Source organism: Lactococcus protaetiae, assembly GCF_006965445.1.
Taxonomy (GTDB): domain Bacteria; phylum Bacillota; class Bacilli; order Lactobacillales; family Streptococcaceae; genus Lactococcus; species Lactococcus protaetiae.
On the sequence record NZ_CP041356.1, the window covers coordinates 2,399,820 to 2,418,123 of the forward strand.

An 18,304-nucleotide genomic window follows, 5' to 3' on the forward strand; every position below is an offset into this window, starting at 1 on the left:
CTGACAGAATTTTCCTTTTACTTCGTCAAAATTACCGTGCTGTATGCCGGAATTGTCAACTTGTCATCTGTGAGTTTTGCTACTCCACCTTTGATGTAAAGTCCATCAGAAAGCTTGTTTCCAATGACTGCTTTAGGTAATTTCACAGTAACGGCGTCAGTAGCCGAAAAATTATTGACAATCGTTAAGTCTTGCCCGTAATTAATGACAGATAAGCTATCATTACTGACAGAAACTGATTTGATTCTGTCAGCAGCAATTTCTGGATATTTTTCCTTTAATCGTAAAATTTTCTTATACCAATTAAGCAAAGAATCTGGATTGGCTTCTTGTTGCGCAACTGAACCACCAAGTGTCGTAGCTGTCATATCACTTCCAGGCACAGAAACACTTGCTTTTGGCGAATCTTTGCCATTAGCAGTCCAAGGCATTGGCAAACGTTTATTTTGGTCAACTCCTGAGCCACTCATTCCTAGCTCCTCTCCATAGTAAATAAATGGATTGCCTGGCATGAGCAAATAGCTTGATGCTGCCATTTTAGATTCAGGTAGCGTATTTGTGAAATTAATCGCTCGATCCATATCATGATTGGTCAAAAACGGTGCATCAATTGCCATCGGATTTGCTTTATGAATCTCGTCATCCCAAGCCGTTTCCCCCTCTGCAAAAGTTGAACCTTCACCATACATCAAAGCATTCACCAATGGACTGTTATTATTATTTAAAGCATTGGGAAAAGCAAACAGCGAATTAATCTTCGAAGCATAAAGTGATGTAATATCATCTGCACTTGCATAATCCTCGCCTACAACATAAGCCTTTTTATCTTGAGAATGAATTGTCTTCATCAACCAACTCGAAAATTTAACCGTGTTTTTATCCACAGATGTGCCATAATAATAAGCCATACCATCTAAACGAAAGCCCGAAACCCCTTTGTCCAGCCAAAATTTTGTGATTTTTGCGATTTCTTTTTTAACCTCTGGATTGGATAAATTCAGGTCTGGCATAGATTTGTCAAACTCTGACTCATAGTACTTTCCATTACTTGCCAAGTTATAGCCTTGTTTTGCCCTATCTGACCAATTGTAATAATTTACATATTTTTTATCGCCAGCAAGCGCCTTTTCAAACCACACATTGTTTGTCGCTGTGTGATTAAATGGCATATCCAAGATGACTGCAATTCCACGTTTTTTCGCCTGTGCAATCAAATTTTCAAAATCTGCCATTGTTCCCAATTTTGGATTGATTTCTTCATAATTTGTCACATCATAACCGTGATAACTAGGACTTGCAAAAATAGGTGTCATCCACAAGCCCTGAACTTTTAAATCCGTTGTTGATTGGGGATTTCCAGTGTTCAAATAATCTAAATGCTGAGTGACACCATTCAAATCTCCTTGCCCATCAGCATTTGAATCCGCAAAAGAACCTGTAAAAATTTCATAAAAATTGCGGTATAAATTTGGACTCACTTTTGTACTGACAGCTTTTTTGTCAGTACTACTCGCTTGCGAATTTGTCTTTTGGCAAGCTGTCAGTACTGACAGAGCAAGAATACTCGCTGACAAAACAATGATTTTACTTTTCATGATACTTTCTCTCTTCATTTTCCCAATAAAGACGGTCTGTTTCCGAAATTTCGCGTAAGACACGCGCAGGATTTCCTACTGCAATCACATTTGCAGGCAAATCCTTTGTCACAACACTTCCAGAGCCAACAATCGTATTTTCGCCAATCGTAACCCCAGGATTGACAATCACACCAGCACCGAGCCAAACCCGATGGCAAATCGTAATCGCCTCTCCTAACTCTAACCCACGCACACGAACCCCAGCATCAATCGGATGACTGGGTGTAATCAACTGCACACGAGGTCCAAACATGACATCATCACCAATCGTAATCGGTGCTACATCAAGAAAGATACAGTCCATATTGGCATAAAAACGCTCACCAATCTTTGTGTTAAAGCCATAATCAACATAAAGCGGCGGATTGACATAAATTTCTTCACCAGTTTGTCCAAATAATTCTTTTTCAAGCGCAACGATTCTATCTCTTTCCAGTAAACTCATTTGATTGATTTTTTGCGCCAAAGCACGTGATTTCCTTGGACGGTATTCTGGTTCAATCTTGCCTGCATCGTAAAGCTCGCCTGAAATCATACGTTCGTATTCAGAAGTCATTTTTCACCTCACATCCTCTTTCTCCTAATTTTGTCGCTGATAGTTACTGCAAAATTCTGTCAGTTTAACCAAGCAAGTGCCTGCTAAATCCCCACCTTTTTAGGTGGAGGGATAAGCAGCACTAAGCTTTGCTTTCGTTCTACTAACATCAGTGGGAGAGAAAGAATCTCCCACTGATGAAGTAATCACTTCAATACGCCCAAAGAAAGTATTAAATCGGCAGATAAAAGAATGCTCAGCTTTGATGAGCATTCTGTCAGCGTACTGACAGAAAAAATTTTCACATTAGATTAATAATCACTAAAATTAGAAGAATATCGACAGTTACTCCAATAATCCACGCCAACCAAAAATACCATTTTCGCGTCTTATGATGGCAAATCTGTCCTGCCAAAATTGCACCAAGACCTCCGCCAATGACCGCCTCTGTCAGTAAAACTTTCTCAGGAATACGCCACAAATGGTGTACTGCTTTATACTTGTCCACCGCATAAAAGCCAAAAACTATGATGTTCCAGGCTAGTAAAATCCAAAGGAAAATCATCCTTTATCTCCTATCCTTTGACAGAATTCTGTCAGCATTATTCTACTTCGCAGACAAAAGCTTCCCAAGGTAGCAAGTTCATTCGAGAAAGTTCAGGCATAAATTCATAATTGTGAATCAGCAACTCCTTGCTTACAAATCCCGTCAAAAAGCTATTTTGCTCATCAGATAAATTAACTACAACCAAATATTTTTTCCCTTTATACTTGCGTAAATAAGCAAAAACATCCCGCTCACTATCCAACAGCTCAAAATCACCATAAACGACCCAGTCATTCTGACGGCGAAGTTCGATTAACTTTTTATAAGTGTAAAAAACCGATTTTTCATCTTTGAGCGCACGATCAGCATTAATTTCCAAATAATTTGGATTGACAGAAAGCCACGGATTTCCCTCTGTAAATCCTGCATTTTCATCAACAGACCATTGCATTGGAGTTCTGGCATTATCACGTCCCACACGACGAATCGAATCCATAATCTCATCTTCTGAGTGCCCTTGCGAAAGACGCTCTAAACGCATATTTCTCGACTCAACATCATTAATTTGTTCAATCGACTCAAAAGGAAAATTCGTCATACCGAGTTCTTCTCCTTGATAAATATAAGGCGTTCCTTTCATCATATGAAGTAAAATAGCAAAAGCTTTCGCTGATTCCACGCGATATTTTCTATCATTTCCCCAATTTGACACAATGCGAGGAAGATCATGGTTGTTCCAAAAAAGTGAGTTCCAGCCTTTTTCGAGCGCCTGCCATTTGGAAAAAACTTCCTTCAGCAACGGTACAGAAAACTCCTTCTTGTCCCATTTCTCTCCCTCATCCAGATAAGTATTTGTGATATGTTCAAATTGAAAAACCATTGACAATTCCGCACGTTCAGGATTAGAGTAAAGCTCTGCAATTTCTGGTGTTGCTCCCCAAGTTTCGCCGACTGTAAGCAAATTTTTATCCCCAAAAGTTGCTCGGTTCATTTCTTGCAAATATTCATGTAATTTTGGACCATTTCCAGTGATTTCTTGATCAATTTCTTTTCCAATCAAATCAATAACATCCATACGGAAGCCACCAATTCCCTTGTCAATCCAGTAATTCATCATGTCATAAACTTCCCTGTGAACTTTTTCGTTTTCCCAATTTAAGTCAGGTTGACGTTTACTGAAAATATGCAAAAAATATTGACCAGTTTTCTCATCAAATTCCCAAGCCGAACCTGAGAAAGTTGATTTCAAACCATTCGGCTCATCACGCCAGATATAATAGTCACGATATTTATTATCACGCGAACTTCGTGCTTCAACAAACCAAGCGTGTTCATCCGAAGTGTGATTGACCACCAAGTCCATCACAATCTTAATCCCACGTCGCTCCGCTTCAGCAAGCAACTGCTCCATATCTTCCATTGTTCCAAAGACATCCGCAATCGCCTGATAATCTGAAATATCATAACCATTATCATCCATCGGTGATTGGTAGACAGGCGATAACCAAATTGCACCAATCCCTAACTCTTTCAAATAATCAAGCTTTGAAATAATCCCTTGCAAATCGCCAACACCATCATTATTACTATCCATAAATGACCGCGGATAAATCTGATAAACAACTGTCTTTTGCCACCAATTTTTTTCCATAAGTTAACTCCTAAAAATGTCAAACTACTCACTGACAGCTTTCAAAATTTTCTGTCAGTAAAAAATTAATTTCTGTCAGCAAAATATCTTGCTGACAGAATCATAAATTATTTATAAATCACAAAACCATATTGTAAAACATTCTTACCATCTATCAAATTAGAGAATACAATATTTTCAGCTGAAAAATAAGCTGGTTTTTCCCCAATATTGAAAACAGCTTTCAAGTCTCCACGTTTAAACTTAACAATACCATTTTCATTATCGACAATTTTCCACTCAACATCAGAATCACTTAAAATCTCTTGATATTCATGACGAAAAGCAACCAATCCTTTGAAAAATTCAAACATATTTTCATCTTGAAATTCCTTTTCCCACGGCATACATTTCCGACACTCTGGGTCCATACCACCAGTAACAGCGTACTCATCGCCATAGTAGATACATGGCACACCAGGCTGTAAATAAGTAAAAGTCTCCACAAGTTTCATCAGATTTTTGTTATTCTTTGCAACGGTCAAGATACGAGGAGTGTCATGCGAGTCTAACACATTAAACATCATTTGATTCACTTGTTTTCTATAAAGTGTCAATTGTGTGTTAATATTAGAAGCCATTTGTTCAAGCGAAATCTTCTTCGTGATAAATCCATCCTTAATGGCATCTGTATAAGCATAATTCATCACAGCTGTGAATTCATCCCCTACAAGCCACGGTTGAGCCGAATGCCACACTTCTCCTAAGATATAAAAATCTTTTTTCGCAGCATCACAAGTTGCTCTAAATTTCTTCCAGAAAGTATGGTCTACCTCATCAGCAACATCCAAACGCCAAGCATCAATATCAAATTCACGAATCCAATAATCTGCAACTTTAAGCAAATAAGCTTCAACTTCCGGATTTGCTGTATTTAACTTAGGCATATGCGGAGTAAAAGCAAATGTGTCGTAAGTTGTATTCTCAGCATTTTCAAAATCATCTGTCGGTGTATATGTCGCTGGCCATTGATTTACATGGAACCAATCAGCAAATTTTGAGTCTTGTTGATATTTCAAAACATCTTGCCATTGTGCAGAAGTATCCCCAATATGATTAAAAACTGCATCCAACATTACTTTAATTCCGCGCTTATGCGCCTCATCCACAAGTTTTTTGAAAATTTCTTTATCACCAAAATGCTTGTCGATATCCAAATAATCCTCAGTATCATATTTATGATTTGAAAATGCCTGAAAAACAGGAGTAAAGTAAATTCCATTCACACCAAGCTCTGTTAAGTGATCCAAATGATTAATCACCCCTTGCAAATCGCCCCATAAAAATCCTGACGTTCAGGTGTTTCCGCTGGATTCCATTCCTTTGTTTCTTCAGGATCATTTGATTTATCCCCATTAGCAAAACGTTCAGGAAAAATTTGATACCAAACCGTTTGTTTAACCCACTCAGGTGCATGGAAACGGTCAGTTTCATGGAAATAAGGAAGGCGAAAAGCACCATATTTTTTAGTTACTAATGTCTTATCATAATCCAATAAGCCTTGGTCTGTATAGATGACTTTTTCACCATCTACACCAGTGACTACAAATAAATAATCCACTCGTTTAGTAGGAACAGTAATCTCCGCTTCAAAGAAATCACTAGTATTAGTAGAAAGAATCTTCTTCATTTCTATACTATGACTTTCCCAATACTGCGTATCTGGATTATCCACTCCTTTCCACATATAAGGGTCACCATAAACCAATTCTACAGTTGCGATATCATCCTTATCAGCTCGAAGCCGAATATGCATCAATTCCTTCGTATATAAGTATGCAAACTCTGATTCAGGGCGATGGTAAAGTGCTGCTTTGTTCATAAAAAGAACCTCCAAATTATTTGATGGTTGTACTGCCCTAACATTGTCACAAGATTTTTTCTGCACAATTTTAGGGACAGCGGAAAATCAATGCTCATACAATCAACTCTCCGTTAGTGTCATGTCCACCACATCTGGAAGAATACAAATCCTCACATTGATTACATTTTAGCATAACGCTTTCATCTGCGCAACCGATTGCATATTATTTTGCAATTTCTTTTATTTTACATGATTATTTCTAACAGAAAATATCTCAGAAACGCTGTTTTTAAGCCAAAAACACCTCGTAACTAAAATGTAATATTATTTTCCTTGACAAAGAGCAAACGTTTGCGTAAAATGAGAGGTGTAAAAATTAAAACCGTTTTCATTAGGAGGAAACACAAAATGAAATCTTGGAAAAAAGTTGCTCTTGGAGGAGCATCAGTGCTCGCAGTAGCAACACTCGCAGCTTGCGGAAATTCTGCAAGCGGTAGCAAATCAACATCATCAAAATCTCCAGCAGTAAAAGGAGATGTTACTTTGTGGGTTGATCCTGCAAACGTTGACAGTTACAAAACTTTAGTAAATGGGTTTGAAAAGAAATACCCTGATGTTAAAGTAAAAGTTACTCAGTCCCCAACAGGTTCAGCAAACGCTAAAACTGACGTTGGTAAAGATCCATCTAAAGCTGCTGACGTCTTCAAAGTTCCTAATGACCAACTTGGTGCTATGGCTGAAGCCGGATACATCAATCCTTTATCACCTGATGCAACAAAATGGGTTAAATCAAACGATATTTCAGTAGCTGCTGATGCCGTATCTTGGAAAGGTAAATTCTACGCTTACCCTCAAGACCAACAATCTAACATTATTTTCTACAATAAATCAAAATTCTCAAGTGCTCCAACTGATTGGAGTCAATTCACAAAAGATACTGCTATTGGTACAGACTTCTCCAATTCATACAACTGGTATCCTGCCTTCCTTTCAAATGGAACTGTTTTATTTGGTAAAGATGGTGAAACTTTAGATGGTACTGATGTATCTGGAGATGCAGGAGTTCAAGTTCTAACTTGGTTTGCAAAACAAAAAGCAAATACAGGTGTAGTCAATTCTGGTCAAGCTTTACTTGCTGATTTGAAGTCTGGTAAAACTGCTGCGGTCCTTGATGGTCCTTGGGATGCTGGAAACATCAAAAAACTTCTTGGCGATAATTATGGTGTAACAACACTTCCTACTATTGATTTTGGTTCTGGCTCTAAACAAATGCAAGCATTTTCTGGTGTAGGTACACTTGCTGTTAATTCTGCATCTAAAAATCAAATAGCTGCTTCAAAACTTGCTGAATATCTTTCAAATGCAGACTCTCAAAAAGAACTCTATAAAGACAATAATGCTATCCCTGTTGCTAAGAGCTTACAAGATGATTCAACAATCACTAATGACCCTGCTGCACAAGCCGTTATCAAACAAGTACCAAATGATACTTTAATGCCTAAGATGCCTGAAATGGCCACATTCTGGAATTTAGCTGCACCTTTGATTAATAATACATACCTTGGTAAGACTCCAGCATCACAATTTGCTACACAACTTAAGACTTTCCAAGAATCTATTTCTAAAGCAACTAAATAATTAGTAATGACTCTTGTTATAAAGAGGTTGGGCACAGCCTAATCTCTTTATTTCTTATTTAAAGAAGGACAAATTTTATGTTCAAAAAGAAAAATAAATTTCCTCCTGAAGCAACTTATGGAGAAGTGTGGTCTAAAGGTGATATTTTTGCCAAACTTAGCTTCATAATCATGGGACTTTTTCAACTTAAAAATAAACAATGGCTTAAGGGTATTCTTTTTCTCGCTAGTGAGATTATTATCATCGGTTGGCTATTCTTTTCTGGTTTCAGCGCCATTAGTATGCTCGGAACGTTAGGAACAGTCAAGACAAAAAAAGTCGTTTGGGATGCCTCACAAGGTGTATACAATACCATTTTACCTGATAATTCCATTCTTTATTTGCTTTTTGGTGTTTTCGCCATAGTAGCCGTTGCTTTACTCATCTTCCTATACATCGTACACCTCCGCTCTTTACGCCATTTATACGCTCTGAACCGCGATGGTGAACATATTCCTACTACATTAGAAGATTTATCTTCACTTTTGGATGACCGTCTTTATATTACCTTGATGGCTTTGCCATTGCTCGGGATTCTCGCTTTTACAGTCGCACCTTTGATTTTCATGATTACACTGGCTTTCACAAATTATGATAGTCAACACCTCATAGGCTTTTCATGGACTGGTTTTTCTGCTTTCATTCAGATTTTCCAAGGAGATTTTGGACAAGCTTTCTTACCTATACTAGCTTGGACAATTATTTGGGCAATCGCTTCAACAGTGACAACTTTCCTTGGAGGTGTGTTGCTCGCTCTACTCATCGAATCTAAAGGCATTAAATTTAAAGGATTCTGGAGAACAATTTTTGTCGTTGTCTTCGCCGTACCTCAGTTTGTCTCTCTTTTACTGATGGCAATGTTCCTAGATGATCATGGGCCTATCAATACTGCATTAGAAAATGCGCATTGGATAGCAGGACCTATTCAGTTTTTATCCGACCCAACATTGGCAAAAATTTCAGTCATCGGAGTCAATATGTGGATTGGTATTCCAGTTACAATGTTAGTTTCAACTGCCATTATTCAAAATCTTTCTCAAGATCAAATTGAAGCTGCGCGTATTGACGGAGCTAACTCTTTCCAAGTTTTCCGTTCAATTACATTCCCGCAAATTCTTTTTGTCTTGACACCAACATTGATTCAACAATTCATTGGTAATTTTAACAACTTTAATGTTATTTATCTCCTTACAGGTGGTGGTCCAAATACAAGTAACACTCTAGCTAATGCTCAAGCCGGAACGACTGACTTGCTTATTACTTGGCTTTATAAATTGACAACCCAATCTACGAGAAACTACGCAGTCGCATCTGCAATTGGTATTATCATATTTGTTATTACCGCAACGGCTTCATTAGCATTGTATCGTAGAACCAATGCATTTAAGGAGGGATAAACATTGAAATCTTATAAAAATCAAAGAAGAACTTCTCTTATCTTGCGTTACATTCTATTAGTTGTTTTAGCGCTACTCTGGATTTTTCCCGTGCTATGGATGATAGTGACAAGCTTCGCTCAAAATAATAACACAGGGTTCGTTCAAACGCTTTTTCCAACTCACTGGACACTTGAAAATTATATAGGGATTTTCAATAATCCTATGTACCCTTACTTAAATTGGGTTTTAAATACTTTTATCTTAGCAGTTATCTGTGCAGTAGCTAATACATTCATCACAACTATTATGTCCTACTCTCTATCGCGTTTACGTTTTAAATTTAGAAAACCATTCTTACAATTTGCCCTAATTATCGGGATGTTTCCAGGTATCATGGGAATGATTGCCATGTATTCTATTTTAAAATCTATTAATATGTTAAATCTTTGGGGAATGGCTTTAGTTTATGTCGGAGGCTCAGGACTTGGTTTCTATGTCTTTAAAGGATTTTTAGATACTATACCTCGCTCTATTGACGAAGCTGCAATCATTGATGGTGCCTCACGCTGGCAAACTTTCATCAAAATTACCTTACCTTTATCTCGTCCAATGATTGTTTACACTTCTCTTATGGCTTTCATTGGTCCTTGGCTCGATTTCCTATTCTCTAGCTATATATTGGGAGGCGGAAATCCTAAAATACGTACAGTAGCTTATGGTCTGCAAAACATGATGACTAACTCTAAAGGTTCCAGTGCAACTAACCTTTATCAGTTTATCGCAGGTAGTGTACTTATCGCTGTACCTATCACAATTCTCTTTATTATCATGCAACGTTTCTACGTCAACGGAATTACCGCTGGTGCAGACAAAGGATAACAAAAAAAGTCTCGTTAATATAACGAGACTTTTTTATTTATTGTCCAAGAAGTTTTTCAGCTTCCGCTTTATATTTTACCATATCAATAGAAAGTCCTAGGCCTCCATACCTATCATATGCATTTTGCCAGTCATTATTATTTGGTATTGTTGTTGATTTTATTCCATTTTTCATATCAAATAATGATTTGAGTCCTGATGTTAGTAGGAATGAATTTGGAATATTTGTCATTGTGACTGCACGAGTCGTTCCCAACGCACTAGAACCAGTGAAAAGAGTGAGAGGATTTTTCATTTTAGACATCACAGTTTCTAAAACTTGTTGTTGGCGTTTTACTCGACCAAAATCTCCTTCATCATCATGACGGAACCGAGCGTAGTTCAACAAAGTACGACCATCCATTTTTTGAACCCCTGGCTTAATCATCATGAATGTTCCACCACCATCTGGATAACCTAAGGCAGCTGCTTCATCTGCAGTAAGGACTTTATCGGTAGAAGTTTTACCTTCTGTTTCTGATAAATCATCTGGAACAGGTACAGCACTGAGTTTTTGTCCATTTACTGTTGAAAATTTCGCATCAATTTTCAATCCTGTAGGGAAGAGAGAGTCAATGATAGTCGCAAAACTAGAGAAGTCTACCACTGCATAATATTGACAGTTGACACCAAAATTCTCTTTCAATGTTTCACTCATCAAGTTCACTCCTTGACGGTTCTCCTGCTCTCCTACTGTGAAAGCTGAGTTGATTTTCGAGCTACCACTAACCCCTGGCACATTGACTAATGTATCGCGCATGAAACTGACAAGCCTCATTTGATGGTCTTTAGCATTCATATGGAGCACCATGATTGTATCTGTATGCGCCACATCTGATGATTGACCTGGGCGTTTATCCGCTCCAAGAAGAAGGATATTAACAGATCCATCAGAATTTTTTAAACTAGTAAAAGTTTCTGGTTTCGCTACACCTCCTTCATGTTTTACACCTCGACTATAGCCATAAATGAAAAATCCTGCCATGACTACAATAATTAAAATAATAACACTGAGTATTCTTCTCAACCAATGCCTTTTTTTCTTACCATTTTTCCCCAACTTAGGAGACTTTTTTGAATCTTTATCTTTTTTAACATTTTTTCTCCTCTCATTTAGAGTCGGAGATATTGATGAACTTCGCCCACTTCTTCGGTTTGAAGCAGAAGAATGTTGGGCACCTTCATCTGAATAACCGTTATCATAATCATTAGTCTGAGCTTCATATCCCGAATATTCCTCAGCCTCTTCAGGATTATAGTAACTTTCATGTGATGTAAATTCATTGAGTAATTCATAATACTCTTGACGTTCACGAATAGTGAGATAGTCAATGTTATGTCTCAAATATTCTAGTCTTTTATATTTTTTATCATTCATTTCCTACTTATTATACCAAAGTTTCTTAGCTCGTGCAAAATACATGAAGTCAAGACTTATTCAGTGGGAGTTTCGACTCACCACTGAATTTGAGGTACAACCTCTAGATGTAACAACTAAGCGACCTGTACGCAGCTAAAGCTGCAACAGTCTGCTTAACATCAAAGATATGAGGTCACACCGTAGCGAAGCTTCGTTATCCATTCGCTCTATCTCCGCTTTGCTGCGCTGTCGATTTCACTAAGCCACTAAAGTGGCAAGTTCAAATCGCAATCGACTAAAGTCGCAAGGCGAAGTGGTCTTGTCTAAGAAGCCCAGGCGCTAAAAGCGCCAACGCCCTATGGCAGTCGGACGAAATTCGAAGATTGCCATTCCGACTAGGTGCTTTGCCTTTTGCTCTTGCTGCTTTAGCAGCTAAGCAAACGGACAGCGGAGCAACGAAGTTGCGTAGACCGTTCGTAGAACGGCGTGCGAAGCACGTAGCACCTTAGCGAGGATGGACAGCGTAGCGAAGCGAAGATAATGCTGCTTTATCCCCTAGCTAAGATAGGATAGCCGTTGTTGCTTTAGCAACTTACGGATATGCTAGTTGTTACACCTAGGTCGTCCGGGGTATTGCGATTGCGACTAGGCGCTTCAGCGCCTTAGCGAGCATCGACAGCGTAGCCCAAAGGGCGGAGATAGCACGCACTTGCTTTGATAAAGATACCTTAGCTGTTTTTTTCACTTTTTATACCACGTTTGGAACACCTATTTATACCCAAAAGTAAAAACACTCGTTTAAACAAGTGCTTTTACTTTTTCTTCGATAAATAAAACAACATCCTCAATTGTTTTCCCTGTGCTATCAAGGAGTACAGCATCACTAGCTTGCTTCAGAGGTGAAATCTCACGCGTACTATCTTTATAATCTCGTTTAGCGATTTCTTCTTTCAGTTGTTCAAGATTTGTGGGAATTCCTTTTTCTATGTTTTCTTTATAGCGTCGCTCCGCCCGTTCATCCACAGAAGCAACTAAAAATATTTTGAGTTCAGCTTCAGGTAGAACTACTGTTCCAATATCACGTCCATCCATGATGATTCCACCGTTACGAGCAATCCGTTGCTGCTCAGCAACTAGAAATTCACGAATTTCTGGCATGGCTGAAATTTTAGACACTGCATTTGTAACTTCATTAGTCCGAATAACTTGAGTCACATTATTTAGTCCCAAATAAACTTCTTGACCACTCTTACCATTCATAAAAGAAATAGGATTACGTTTTATAAAATCAATAATTTCCTCTGCTTTATTTGTTTCTTTTTGCAAAGCAACAAATGTTGCAGCTCGATACATTGCGCCTGTATCTAGATAGATTAAATCAAGGTCGCGAGCTACGATTTTAGCAACTGTTGATTTCCCACTTGATGCTGGTCCATCAACAGCAATTTGAATCTTTTTCATAATTTCCTTTTTCTAAATTTACTTTTATGATATTGTTAATACTTGATAAATTTTATTTTAATTTAAGAACTTGTCCTGCGTGGATTGCACTACCATCAGCATTATAGCCATCTGCCGAGATATTGTTCAAACTTGCAATAGTCTCCCATGCAATCCCAGTTTTTGCAGCAATTGTACTAGGATAGTCTCCAGCAACAACGGTATACGTTGAACCAGCAGCCACACTACTACTAGAAGCAGTACTTGTGCTACTTACGCTTGTATTAGTAGTCGCACTTGAAGATGCTGATGTCTTATCACTTGATTTCGCTGTTTCTTTCTGGCTCACTGATGCTTGATGGAAGTTTTTTGCTATACTCGCATTGCTTTGGACTTGGCTATTCCATAGGATGAAACCTATTGCCAATCCCACAATGATAAACATTAAGACAACAAGAAAAGTCAAAAAGCGTGTCGTTAAAGGTCGCTTATTTTCATCTTTTATTCTAACTTGTCTTTTCATTTCTGTTGGTTCTTCTCGCATTGCACGATATATTTCGTTATTCCAAGGTTCTTTCGTTGACACGACGTTTTCCTTTCATTTTTACCATTTTTTTATTATCATTCTTTATATGAAGATAAAAATTATTCCTGATAAATGTATCGCATGTGGGCTATGCCATATCCATGCACCCGAAGTATTCGACTATCACGATGATGGCATTGTCAAATTCTATGCTACTGATAAACAACAAAAAGAATTACCCGATACTTCGTCACTCCGTTCAGCCGTTAAATTATGTCCCACTGGAGCCCTCAAAATCGTTGAGGACATTTAGAAGTATTTTATCACTATCTATTTTACCATAAGTTTTCAAATTCATAAATATTTTGTGTTTTTAATAAAAAATTTGTATTCTTTATAAGAATAAATTTCAAAACCGTGCTTTAAAAGTGTCTATACAACTTGATTTGTAAAGGGCTTTCAACGCTAAGATAACCGCTTTTCTATTTTCATGAAACCATTTGCAAATATTGGATTAAAATAGTATAATGACTAAGTAATAATTTTTATTATAATCTTATATAGGAGGTTACTCACATTGAGTATCGGAATTGTTATTGCGAGCCATGGTGAATTCGCCGCAGGCATCAAACAATCTGGTTCTATGATTTTCGGTGAGCAAGAAAAAGTACAAGTTGTTACTTTTATGCCTAACGAAGGACCAGCTGATTTGCATGCTAAAATCGAAGCAGCTATCGCAACATTTGATGCTGAAGATGATGTTCTTGTCCTTGCTGACTTGTGGAGCGGTTCTCCATTTAACCAAGCAAGCGCTGTGATGGGTGAAAACCCTGACCGCAAGATTGCCATTATCACAGGCCTCAACTTGCCAATGTTGATTCAAGCCTACACAGAGCGTATGATGGATGCGTCTGCTGGGATTGAACAAGTAGTGGCAAACATTATGAAAGAAGCTAAGGCGGGCGTACGCGTTCTTCCTGATGAGCTTCAACCCGCAGAAGAAACTGCTACGGCAGCTGCTCCTGTAGCCGCACAAGGCGCTATTCCAGAAGGGACAGTCATCGGCGATGGTAAGATTAAAATCAACCTCGTTCGTATTGACACTCGTTTGCTTCACGGTCAAGTTGCAACAGCATGGACTCCAGATTCTAAAGCTGACCGCATCATCGTCGTTTCTGACAATGTTGCCAAAGATACTATGCGTAAGACTCTGATTGAACAAGCTGCTCCTCCAGGAGTTAAAGCTAATGTTGTTCCAATCAAGAAAATGATTGAGGTTGCTAAAGACCCACGTTTCGGTGGAACACACGCTTTCTTGCTCTTTGAAAACCCACATGATGCTTTAGAAATTGTTGAAGCCGTTCCTGGTCTCATCTCAACGATTAACGTTGGTTCTATGGCTCACTCAGCAGGTAAAACTATGTTGAACACTGTTCTTTCTGCTGATAAGAGTGATGTTGCAGCCTTTGAAAAAATGCGTGAACTTGGTATCAACTTTGACGTCCGTAAAGTTCCAAGTGACTCAAAAGCCGATTTGTTCGCATTGATTCAAAAAGCAAATGTTAAATAATTAAGGAGAATTAAATAAAATGAGTGCTATTTCAGTCATTTTTGTCCTTATCTTCGCGTTCCTTGCTGGACTTGAAGGTATTTTGGACCAATGGCAATTCCACCAACCTATTCTTGCTTGTTCATTGATTGGTCTTGCTACTGGTCACTTGGCACAAGGGATTATCCTCGGTGGTGCCCTTCAAATGATTGCCCTTGGTTGGGCTAATATCGGTGCTGCTGTCGCTCCCGACGCTGCACTTGCTTCTGTCGCTTCTGCTATCTTGATGGTTCAAGGTGGTAACTACGATTTGAACCACATTATGGGTGTTATCGTTCCTACTGGTATCTTGCTTGCAACTGCTGGTTTGGTTCTTACTACATTCGTTCGTTTCCTTTCAGTTGGTATCATTCACTTGGCTGACGCTTCTGCTGAAAAAGGTTCTTATAATGGTGTTGCTGGTTGGCATATGTTTGCGCTTCTCCTTCAAGGTTTGCGTATTGCTATCCCTGCTGGTATCATCTTGGCTATCCCTGCAAAAACAGTTACAGCTGCCTTGAATGCTATCCCTGACTGGGTATCTGGCGGTCTTGCTGTTGGTGGTGGTATGGTTGTTGTCGTTGGTTATGCAATGGTTATCAACCTTATGGCTACTAAAGAACTCTGGCCTTTCTTCTTCCTTGGTTTTGCTCTTGCACCAATTTCACAATTGACTTTGATCGCTATGGGTATCCTTGGTGTCGTTATCGCTATCGTTTATCTCAACCTTGAAAAAGCAGGAAACTCACGTGGTGCTGCTGGTGGTTCTGGTGACCCAATTGGCGATATCTTGAACGATTATTAATAGGAAAGGAGACTTATAAAAATGGAAAATACAAATAAAAAGTTCAGCCTTTCTAAAAATGAACGTTTCAAAGTAATGGTTCGCTCAATGTTCTTGCAAGGTTCATGGAACTTCGAACGTATGCAAAACCTTGGTTTCCTCTATGCAATTCTTCCTGCATTGAAGAAATTCTATCCTGCTGGCTCTGACGGTGCTAAAGCTGCCCTCAAACGTCACATGGAATTCTTTAACACTCACCCATATCCAGCTGCTCCAATCATCGGTGTTACTCTTGCCCTTGAAGAAGAAATCGCTAATGGTGGTGATGTTGATGAAGCAGCTATCCAAGGGGTTAAAGTTGGTATGATGGGTCCTCTCGCTGGTGTTGGTGACCCTGTCTTCTGGTTTACAGTACGTCCTATCGTTGGTGCCGTAGCTGCATCTCTTGCAACTGGTGGTTCTATTATCGCTCCTTTGTTCTTCTTCTTTGTATGGAATATCATCCGTATCGCTTTCTTGTGGTATACTCAAGAATTTGGATACAAACAAGGGGTCAACATTACTTCTGACCTTGGTGGTGGTTTCCTTCAAACTTTGACTAAAGGTGCATCTATCCTTGGTATGTTTATCCTTGGTGCCTTGATTCAACGTTGGGTTAACATTAGCTTTGCTGGTCCAAATGCTATGCTTCCTAAACAACCTATTCAAGATGGAGGTTATATTGACTTCCCTAAAGGTTCTGTTTCAGGAACTGACCTTCACAATATCCTTGGTCAATTCAAAGGTGGACTTAGCCTTGAAAACTTCAAACAACAATCTTTGAATGATGTGTTTAACTCATTGATTCCTGGTTTTGTTGCTTTGCTCTTGACTTTCCTTGTTATCGCTATCTTGCGTAAATGGAAATCTAAAAATGCTCCACTTGTTATTATCATCGCTCTCTTCGTTGTGGGTATCTTGCTCCGCGTTGCTGGTCTTGCTTAATAATTATATTGGATTAATTTGGTCGCCAGTTTCTGGCGACTTTTTTCATTTTCCTTTTTACGGAATCGTAATGAAATTAGCGCTTTCTTATGGTATAATAGGTATATATTTATTTTGAATGGAGTGAGATATAGTGGCTCAATCACTGAACACAAAGGTGGATTATAATGGTAAGGCGATAGCTTATCTTGGTTTTCCACAGTATGGACAAATTATGATAGGGGATCGGGCATTTGAGTTCTTTGATGACCGCGATGTTGAAAAGAATATGCAATTTCCCTGGAAGTCAATCAAGGTCGTTGAAGGCGATGTGACTAAATCTTTTAAGGGTGAGTATCAGATTGGGCGTCAATTCTATGTTGTTTTTGCCAATGGTCAGAAAGTACGCTTTTCGTCAAAGGATTCGGGAAAGATTTTGCGCATTATTCGTCAATATATTGGCAATGATAGGGTTGTTAAATCAAAGAGATTTACGAGTACGATTACTTCTATTTTTAAGAGAAGAAAAAAAGAGGATTAATCCTCTTTTTGTTTTCTTAAATTATTAAATTTTAACCCTTCAATGACGCGTAAGCGATACTCTTTACGTCCAATGAAACGTGTGACTTTACTGAAAATGAAGCACGAAAGTAGCGTGACTGCAAAATTTGGAAAAGCGAGATAAGTTAATAGCGAGAGAATCATGACGACAACATCTATTCCAAAGAGGACGCGGTCGATTGGGAGTTTCCACTGGTCTTCCATCATTCTACTTAGTAGCAGCGAACCACCAAAAGTGCCTTCTGATATTACGACTAGTCCTGCTCCAATCCCTGATAATATACCGTCAGCAATACCTGCAAAGATAATTTGATTAAATTGAAAGCCTTGTATTCCCATAAATTCAAAGGCAATCATCCAAAGACTCATCGCTAGAGCACCAGGAATGCTGAGCAGTAACTCACGCTTGGTCAGTAAGCGCCAGCCAAATAGAAACAGTGGGATATTAATAACGAAAAAGGTAAGTGCTGGGTCTAAATTAAAGACAAAGTTCATAAATACTGAAAATCCTGCGATTCCATTACTTGCGAGAAGATTAGGAATAACGAATAGTCGCACGGATAAGATGTAACAGCCTACCCTAGAATGAGTACAATTAAATCTTTTATAAATTTTTGGTCGATTTTTACGCCTATAATGTGCACAAGGTCCTCCTTTAGGATGTTGGGTTGATGTATGGGTTGTCATTTTAATATACTGGTTACTTTAAGATTATCTGGAATGATGTAAGTCGAATCTTATTTATCTTCTTAAGACTAATATTCAACCAAAAATGAGTAGCCAAAGTTGTTCTTACATTTTTCCTTTAGTCTGTCCGTAACTCGTAACTTACTAGCCTGAGAACCTCTAAAGACATAGAAACTCAAACTGGAACTAGTGCCTTATTATGATATAA

15 protein-coding genes and 2 pseudogenes are annotated in these 18,304 nt (G+C 38.5%); 8 read left to right on the forward strand and 9 right to left on the reverse strand.

Annotation, left to right across the window (positions count from 1 at the left end; all coding sequences use genetic code 11):
* Nucleotides 1–17 precede the first annotated feature (17 nt).
* The 5 genes and pseudogenes from FLP15_RS11405 to FLP15_RS11425 form a co-directional block, all read right to left on the reverse strand.
* Nucleotides 18–1,595: an alpha-amylase family glycosyl hydrolase gene (locus tag FLP15_RS11405; protein ID WP_142767211.1), complete on the reverse strand. Its 1,578-nt coding sequence runs from the start codon at nucleotides 1,593–1,595 to the stop codon at nucleotides 18–20.
* Nucleotides 1,585–2,193: a sugar O-acetyltransferase gene (locus FLP15_RS11410; RefSeq protein WP_142767212.1), complete on the reverse strand. Its 609-nt coding sequence runs from the start codon at nucleotides 2,191–2,193 to the stop codon at nucleotides 1,585–1,587. Before FLP15_RS11410 ends, FLP15_RS11405 begins: the two co-directional genes overlap by 11 nt.
* A 280-nt stretch (nucleotides 2,194–2,473) precedes the next feature.
* Entirely contained in the window at nucleotides 2,474–2,737 is a 264-nt protein-coding gene (locus FLP15_RS11415; RefSeq protein ID WP_142767213.1) for a DUF1294 domain-containing protein, read from the reverse strand.
* 37 nt (nucleotides 2,738–2,774) lie between these two features.
* Nucleotides 2,775–4,370, reverse strand: a complete 1,596-nt coding sequence (locus FLP15_RS11420) for a glycoside hydrolase family 13 protein (RefSeq protein WP_142767214.1) — start codon at nucleotides 4,368–4,370, stop codon at nucleotides 2,775–2,777.
* A gap of 107 nt (nucleotides 4,371–4,477) precedes the next feature.
* Nucleotides 4,478–6,231, reverse strand: a pseudogene (locus tag FLP15_RS11425) (glycoside hydrolase family 13 protein).
* A gap of 390 nt (nucleotides 6,232–6,621) precedes the next feature.
* Between FLP15_RS11425 and FLP15_RS11430 the strand changes: the two are divergent.
* From FLP15_RS11430 to FLP15_RS11440, 3 genes are all read left to right on the forward strand, one after another.
* Nucleotides 6,622–7,851, forward strand: coding sequence for an extracellular solute-binding protein (locus FLP15_RS11430; RefSeq protein ID WP_142767215.1), 1,230 nt, complete (start codon nucleotides 6,622–6,624; stop codon nucleotides 7,849–7,851).
* 77 nt (nucleotides 7,852–7,928) lie between these two features.
* The gene (locus FLP15_RS11435) at nucleotides 7,929–9,287 is read left to right on the forward strand and encodes a carbohydrate ABC transporter permease (protein WP_142767216.1); all 1,359 of its coding nucleotides are present in this window, start codon (nucleotides 7,929–7,931) and stop codon (nucleotides 9,285–9,287) included.
* Between the two features lie 3 nt (nucleotides 9,288–9,290).
* Nucleotides 9,291–10,148 carry a sugar ABC transporter permease gene (locus FLP15_RS11440; protein ID WP_120772119.1) on the forward strand — a complete coding sequence of 286 codons (858 nt, stop codon included), beginning with the start codon at nucleotides 9,291–9,293 and terminating at the stop codon, nucleotides 10,146–10,148.
* 37 nt (nucleotides 10,149–10,185) lie between these two features.
* Here FLP15_RS11440 and FLP15_RS11445 read toward each other — a convergent pair whose 3' ends face one another.
* The 3 genes from FLP15_RS11445 to FLP15_RS11455 all read right to left on the reverse strand — a co-directional run bounded on the left by FLP15_RS11445 (nucleotide 10,186) and on the right by FLP15_RS11455 (nucleotide 13,573).
* Entirely contained in the window at nucleotides 10,186–11,565 is a 1,380-nt protein-coding gene (locus FLP15_RS11445) for an LCP family protein (protein ID WP_142767217.1), read from the reverse strand.
* Nucleotides 11,566–12,345: 780 nt separating this feature from the next.
* Nucleotides 12,346–13,008: a (d)CMP kinase gene (gene cmk, locus FLP15_RS11450; RefSeq protein WP_142767218.1), complete on the reverse strand. Its 663-nt coding sequence runs from the start codon at nucleotides 13,006–13,008 to the stop codon at nucleotides 12,346–12,348.
* A gap of 52 nt (nucleotides 13,009–13,060) precedes the next feature.
* Nucleotides 13,061–13,573, reverse strand: a complete 513-nt coding sequence (locus FLP15_RS11455) for an SAG1386/EF1546 family surface-associated protein (protein WP_142767219.1) — start codon at nucleotides 13,571–13,573, stop codon at nucleotides 13,061–13,063.
* A 46-nt stretch (nucleotides 13,574–13,619) separates the two neighbouring features.
* Here FLP15_RS11455 and FLP15_RS11460 point away from each other — a divergent pair, with 46 nt between their 5' ends.
* The 5 genes from FLP15_RS11460 (at nucleotide 13,620) to FLP15_RS11480 (ending at nucleotide 17,389) form a co-directional block, all read left to right on the forward strand.
* Nucleotides 13,620–13,826 carry a ferredoxin gene (locus FLP15_RS11460; RefSeq protein WP_142767220.1) on the forward strand — a complete coding sequence of 69 codons (207 nt, stop codon included), beginning with the start codon at nucleotides 13,620–13,622 and terminating at the stop codon, nucleotides 13,824–13,826.
* 264 nt (nucleotides 13,827–14,090) lie between these two features.
* Nucleotides 14,091–15,083 (forward strand): PTS sugar transporter subunit IIB, encoded by a 993-nt coding sequence (locus FLP15_RS11465; protein ID WP_142767221.1) that lies wholly within the window; start codon nucleotides 14,091–14,093, stop codon nucleotides 15,081–15,083.
* A gap of 19 nt (nucleotides 15,084–15,102) precedes the next feature.
* Complete coding sequence (locus tag FLP15_RS11470; protein ID WP_120772125.1) at nucleotides 15,103–15,906, forward strand: PTS mannose/fructose/sorbose transporter subunit IIC; 804 nt, start codon at nucleotides 15,103–15,105, stop codon at nucleotides 15,904–15,906.
* Between the two features lie 21 nt (nucleotides 15,907–15,927).
* The gene (locus tag FLP15_RS11475) at nucleotides 15,928–16,869 is read left to right on the forward strand and encodes a PTS system mannose/fructose/sorbose family transporter subunit IID (RefSeq protein ID WP_120772126.1); all 942 of its coding nucleotides are present in this window, start codon (nucleotides 15,928–15,930) and stop codon (nucleotides 16,867–16,869) included.
* A 133-nt stretch (nucleotides 16,870–17,002) separates the two neighbouring features.
* The gene (locus FLP15_RS11480; RefSeq protein WP_142767222.1) at nucleotides 17,003–17,389 is read left to right on the forward strand and encodes a DUF956 family protein; all 387 of its coding nucleotides are present in this window, start codon (nucleotides 17,003–17,005) and stop codon (nucleotides 17,387–17,389) included.
* Here FLP15_RS11480 and FLP15_RS11485 read toward each other — a convergent pair.
* Nucleotides 17,386–18,053 (reverse strand): annotated as a pseudogene (locus FLP15_RS11485) (YitT family protein). The gene FLP15_RS11480 and the pseudogene FLP15_RS11485 sit on opposite strands and share 4 nt — an antisense overlap.
* Nucleotides 18,054–18,304 lie beyond the last annotated feature (251 nt).

What these genes read in the sequence shown, in the direction of transcription:
- FLP15_RS11405 (WP_142767211.1), bottom strand. Translation starts at nt 1,595, where the DNA reads ATGAAAAGTAAAATCATTGTTTTGTCAGCGAGTATTCTTGCTCTGTCA.
- FLP15_RS11410 (WP_142767212.1), bottom strand. Translation starts at nt 2,193, where the DNA reads ATGACTTCTGAATACGAACGTATGATTTCAGGCGAGCTTTACGATGCA.
- FLP15_RS11415 (WP_142767213.1), bottom strand. Translation starts at nt 2,737, where the DNA reads ATGATTTTCCTTTGGATTTTACTAGCCTGGAACATCATAGTTTTTGGC.
- FLP15_RS11420 (WP_142767214.1), bottom strand. Translation starts at nt 4,370, where the DNA reads ATGGAAAAAAATTGGTGGCAAAAGACAGTTGTTTATCAGATTTATCCG.
- FLP15_RS11430 (WP_142767215.1), top strand. Translation starts at nt 6,622, where the DNA reads ATGAAATCTTGGAAAAAAGTTGCTCTTGGAGGAGCATCAGTGCTCGCA.
- FLP15_RS11435 (WP_142767216.1), top strand. Translation starts at nt 7,929, where the DNA reads ATGTTCAAAAAGAAAAATAAATTTCCTCCTGAAGCAACTTATGGAGAA.
- FLP15_RS11445 (WP_142767217.1), bottom strand. Translation starts at nt 11,565, where the DNA reads ATGAATGATAAAAAATATAAAAGACTAGAATATTTGAGACATAACATT.
- cmk (WP_142767218.1), bottom strand. Translation starts at nt 13,008, where the DNA reads ATGAAAAAGATTCAAATTGCTGTTGATGGACCAGCATCAAGTGGGAAA.
- FLP15_RS11460 (WP_142767220.1), top strand. Translation starts at nt 13,620, where the DNA reads ATGAAGATAAAAATTATTCCTGATAAATGTATCGCATGTGGGCTATGC.
- FLP15_RS11470 (WP_120772125.1), top strand. Translation starts at nt 15,103, where the DNA reads ATGAGTGCTATTTCAGTCATTTTTGTCCTTATCTTCGCGTTCCTTGCT.
- FLP15_RS11475 (WP_120772126.1), top strand. Translation starts at nt 15,928, where the DNA reads ATGGAAAATACAAATAAAAAGTTCAGCCTTTCTAAAAATGAACGTTTC.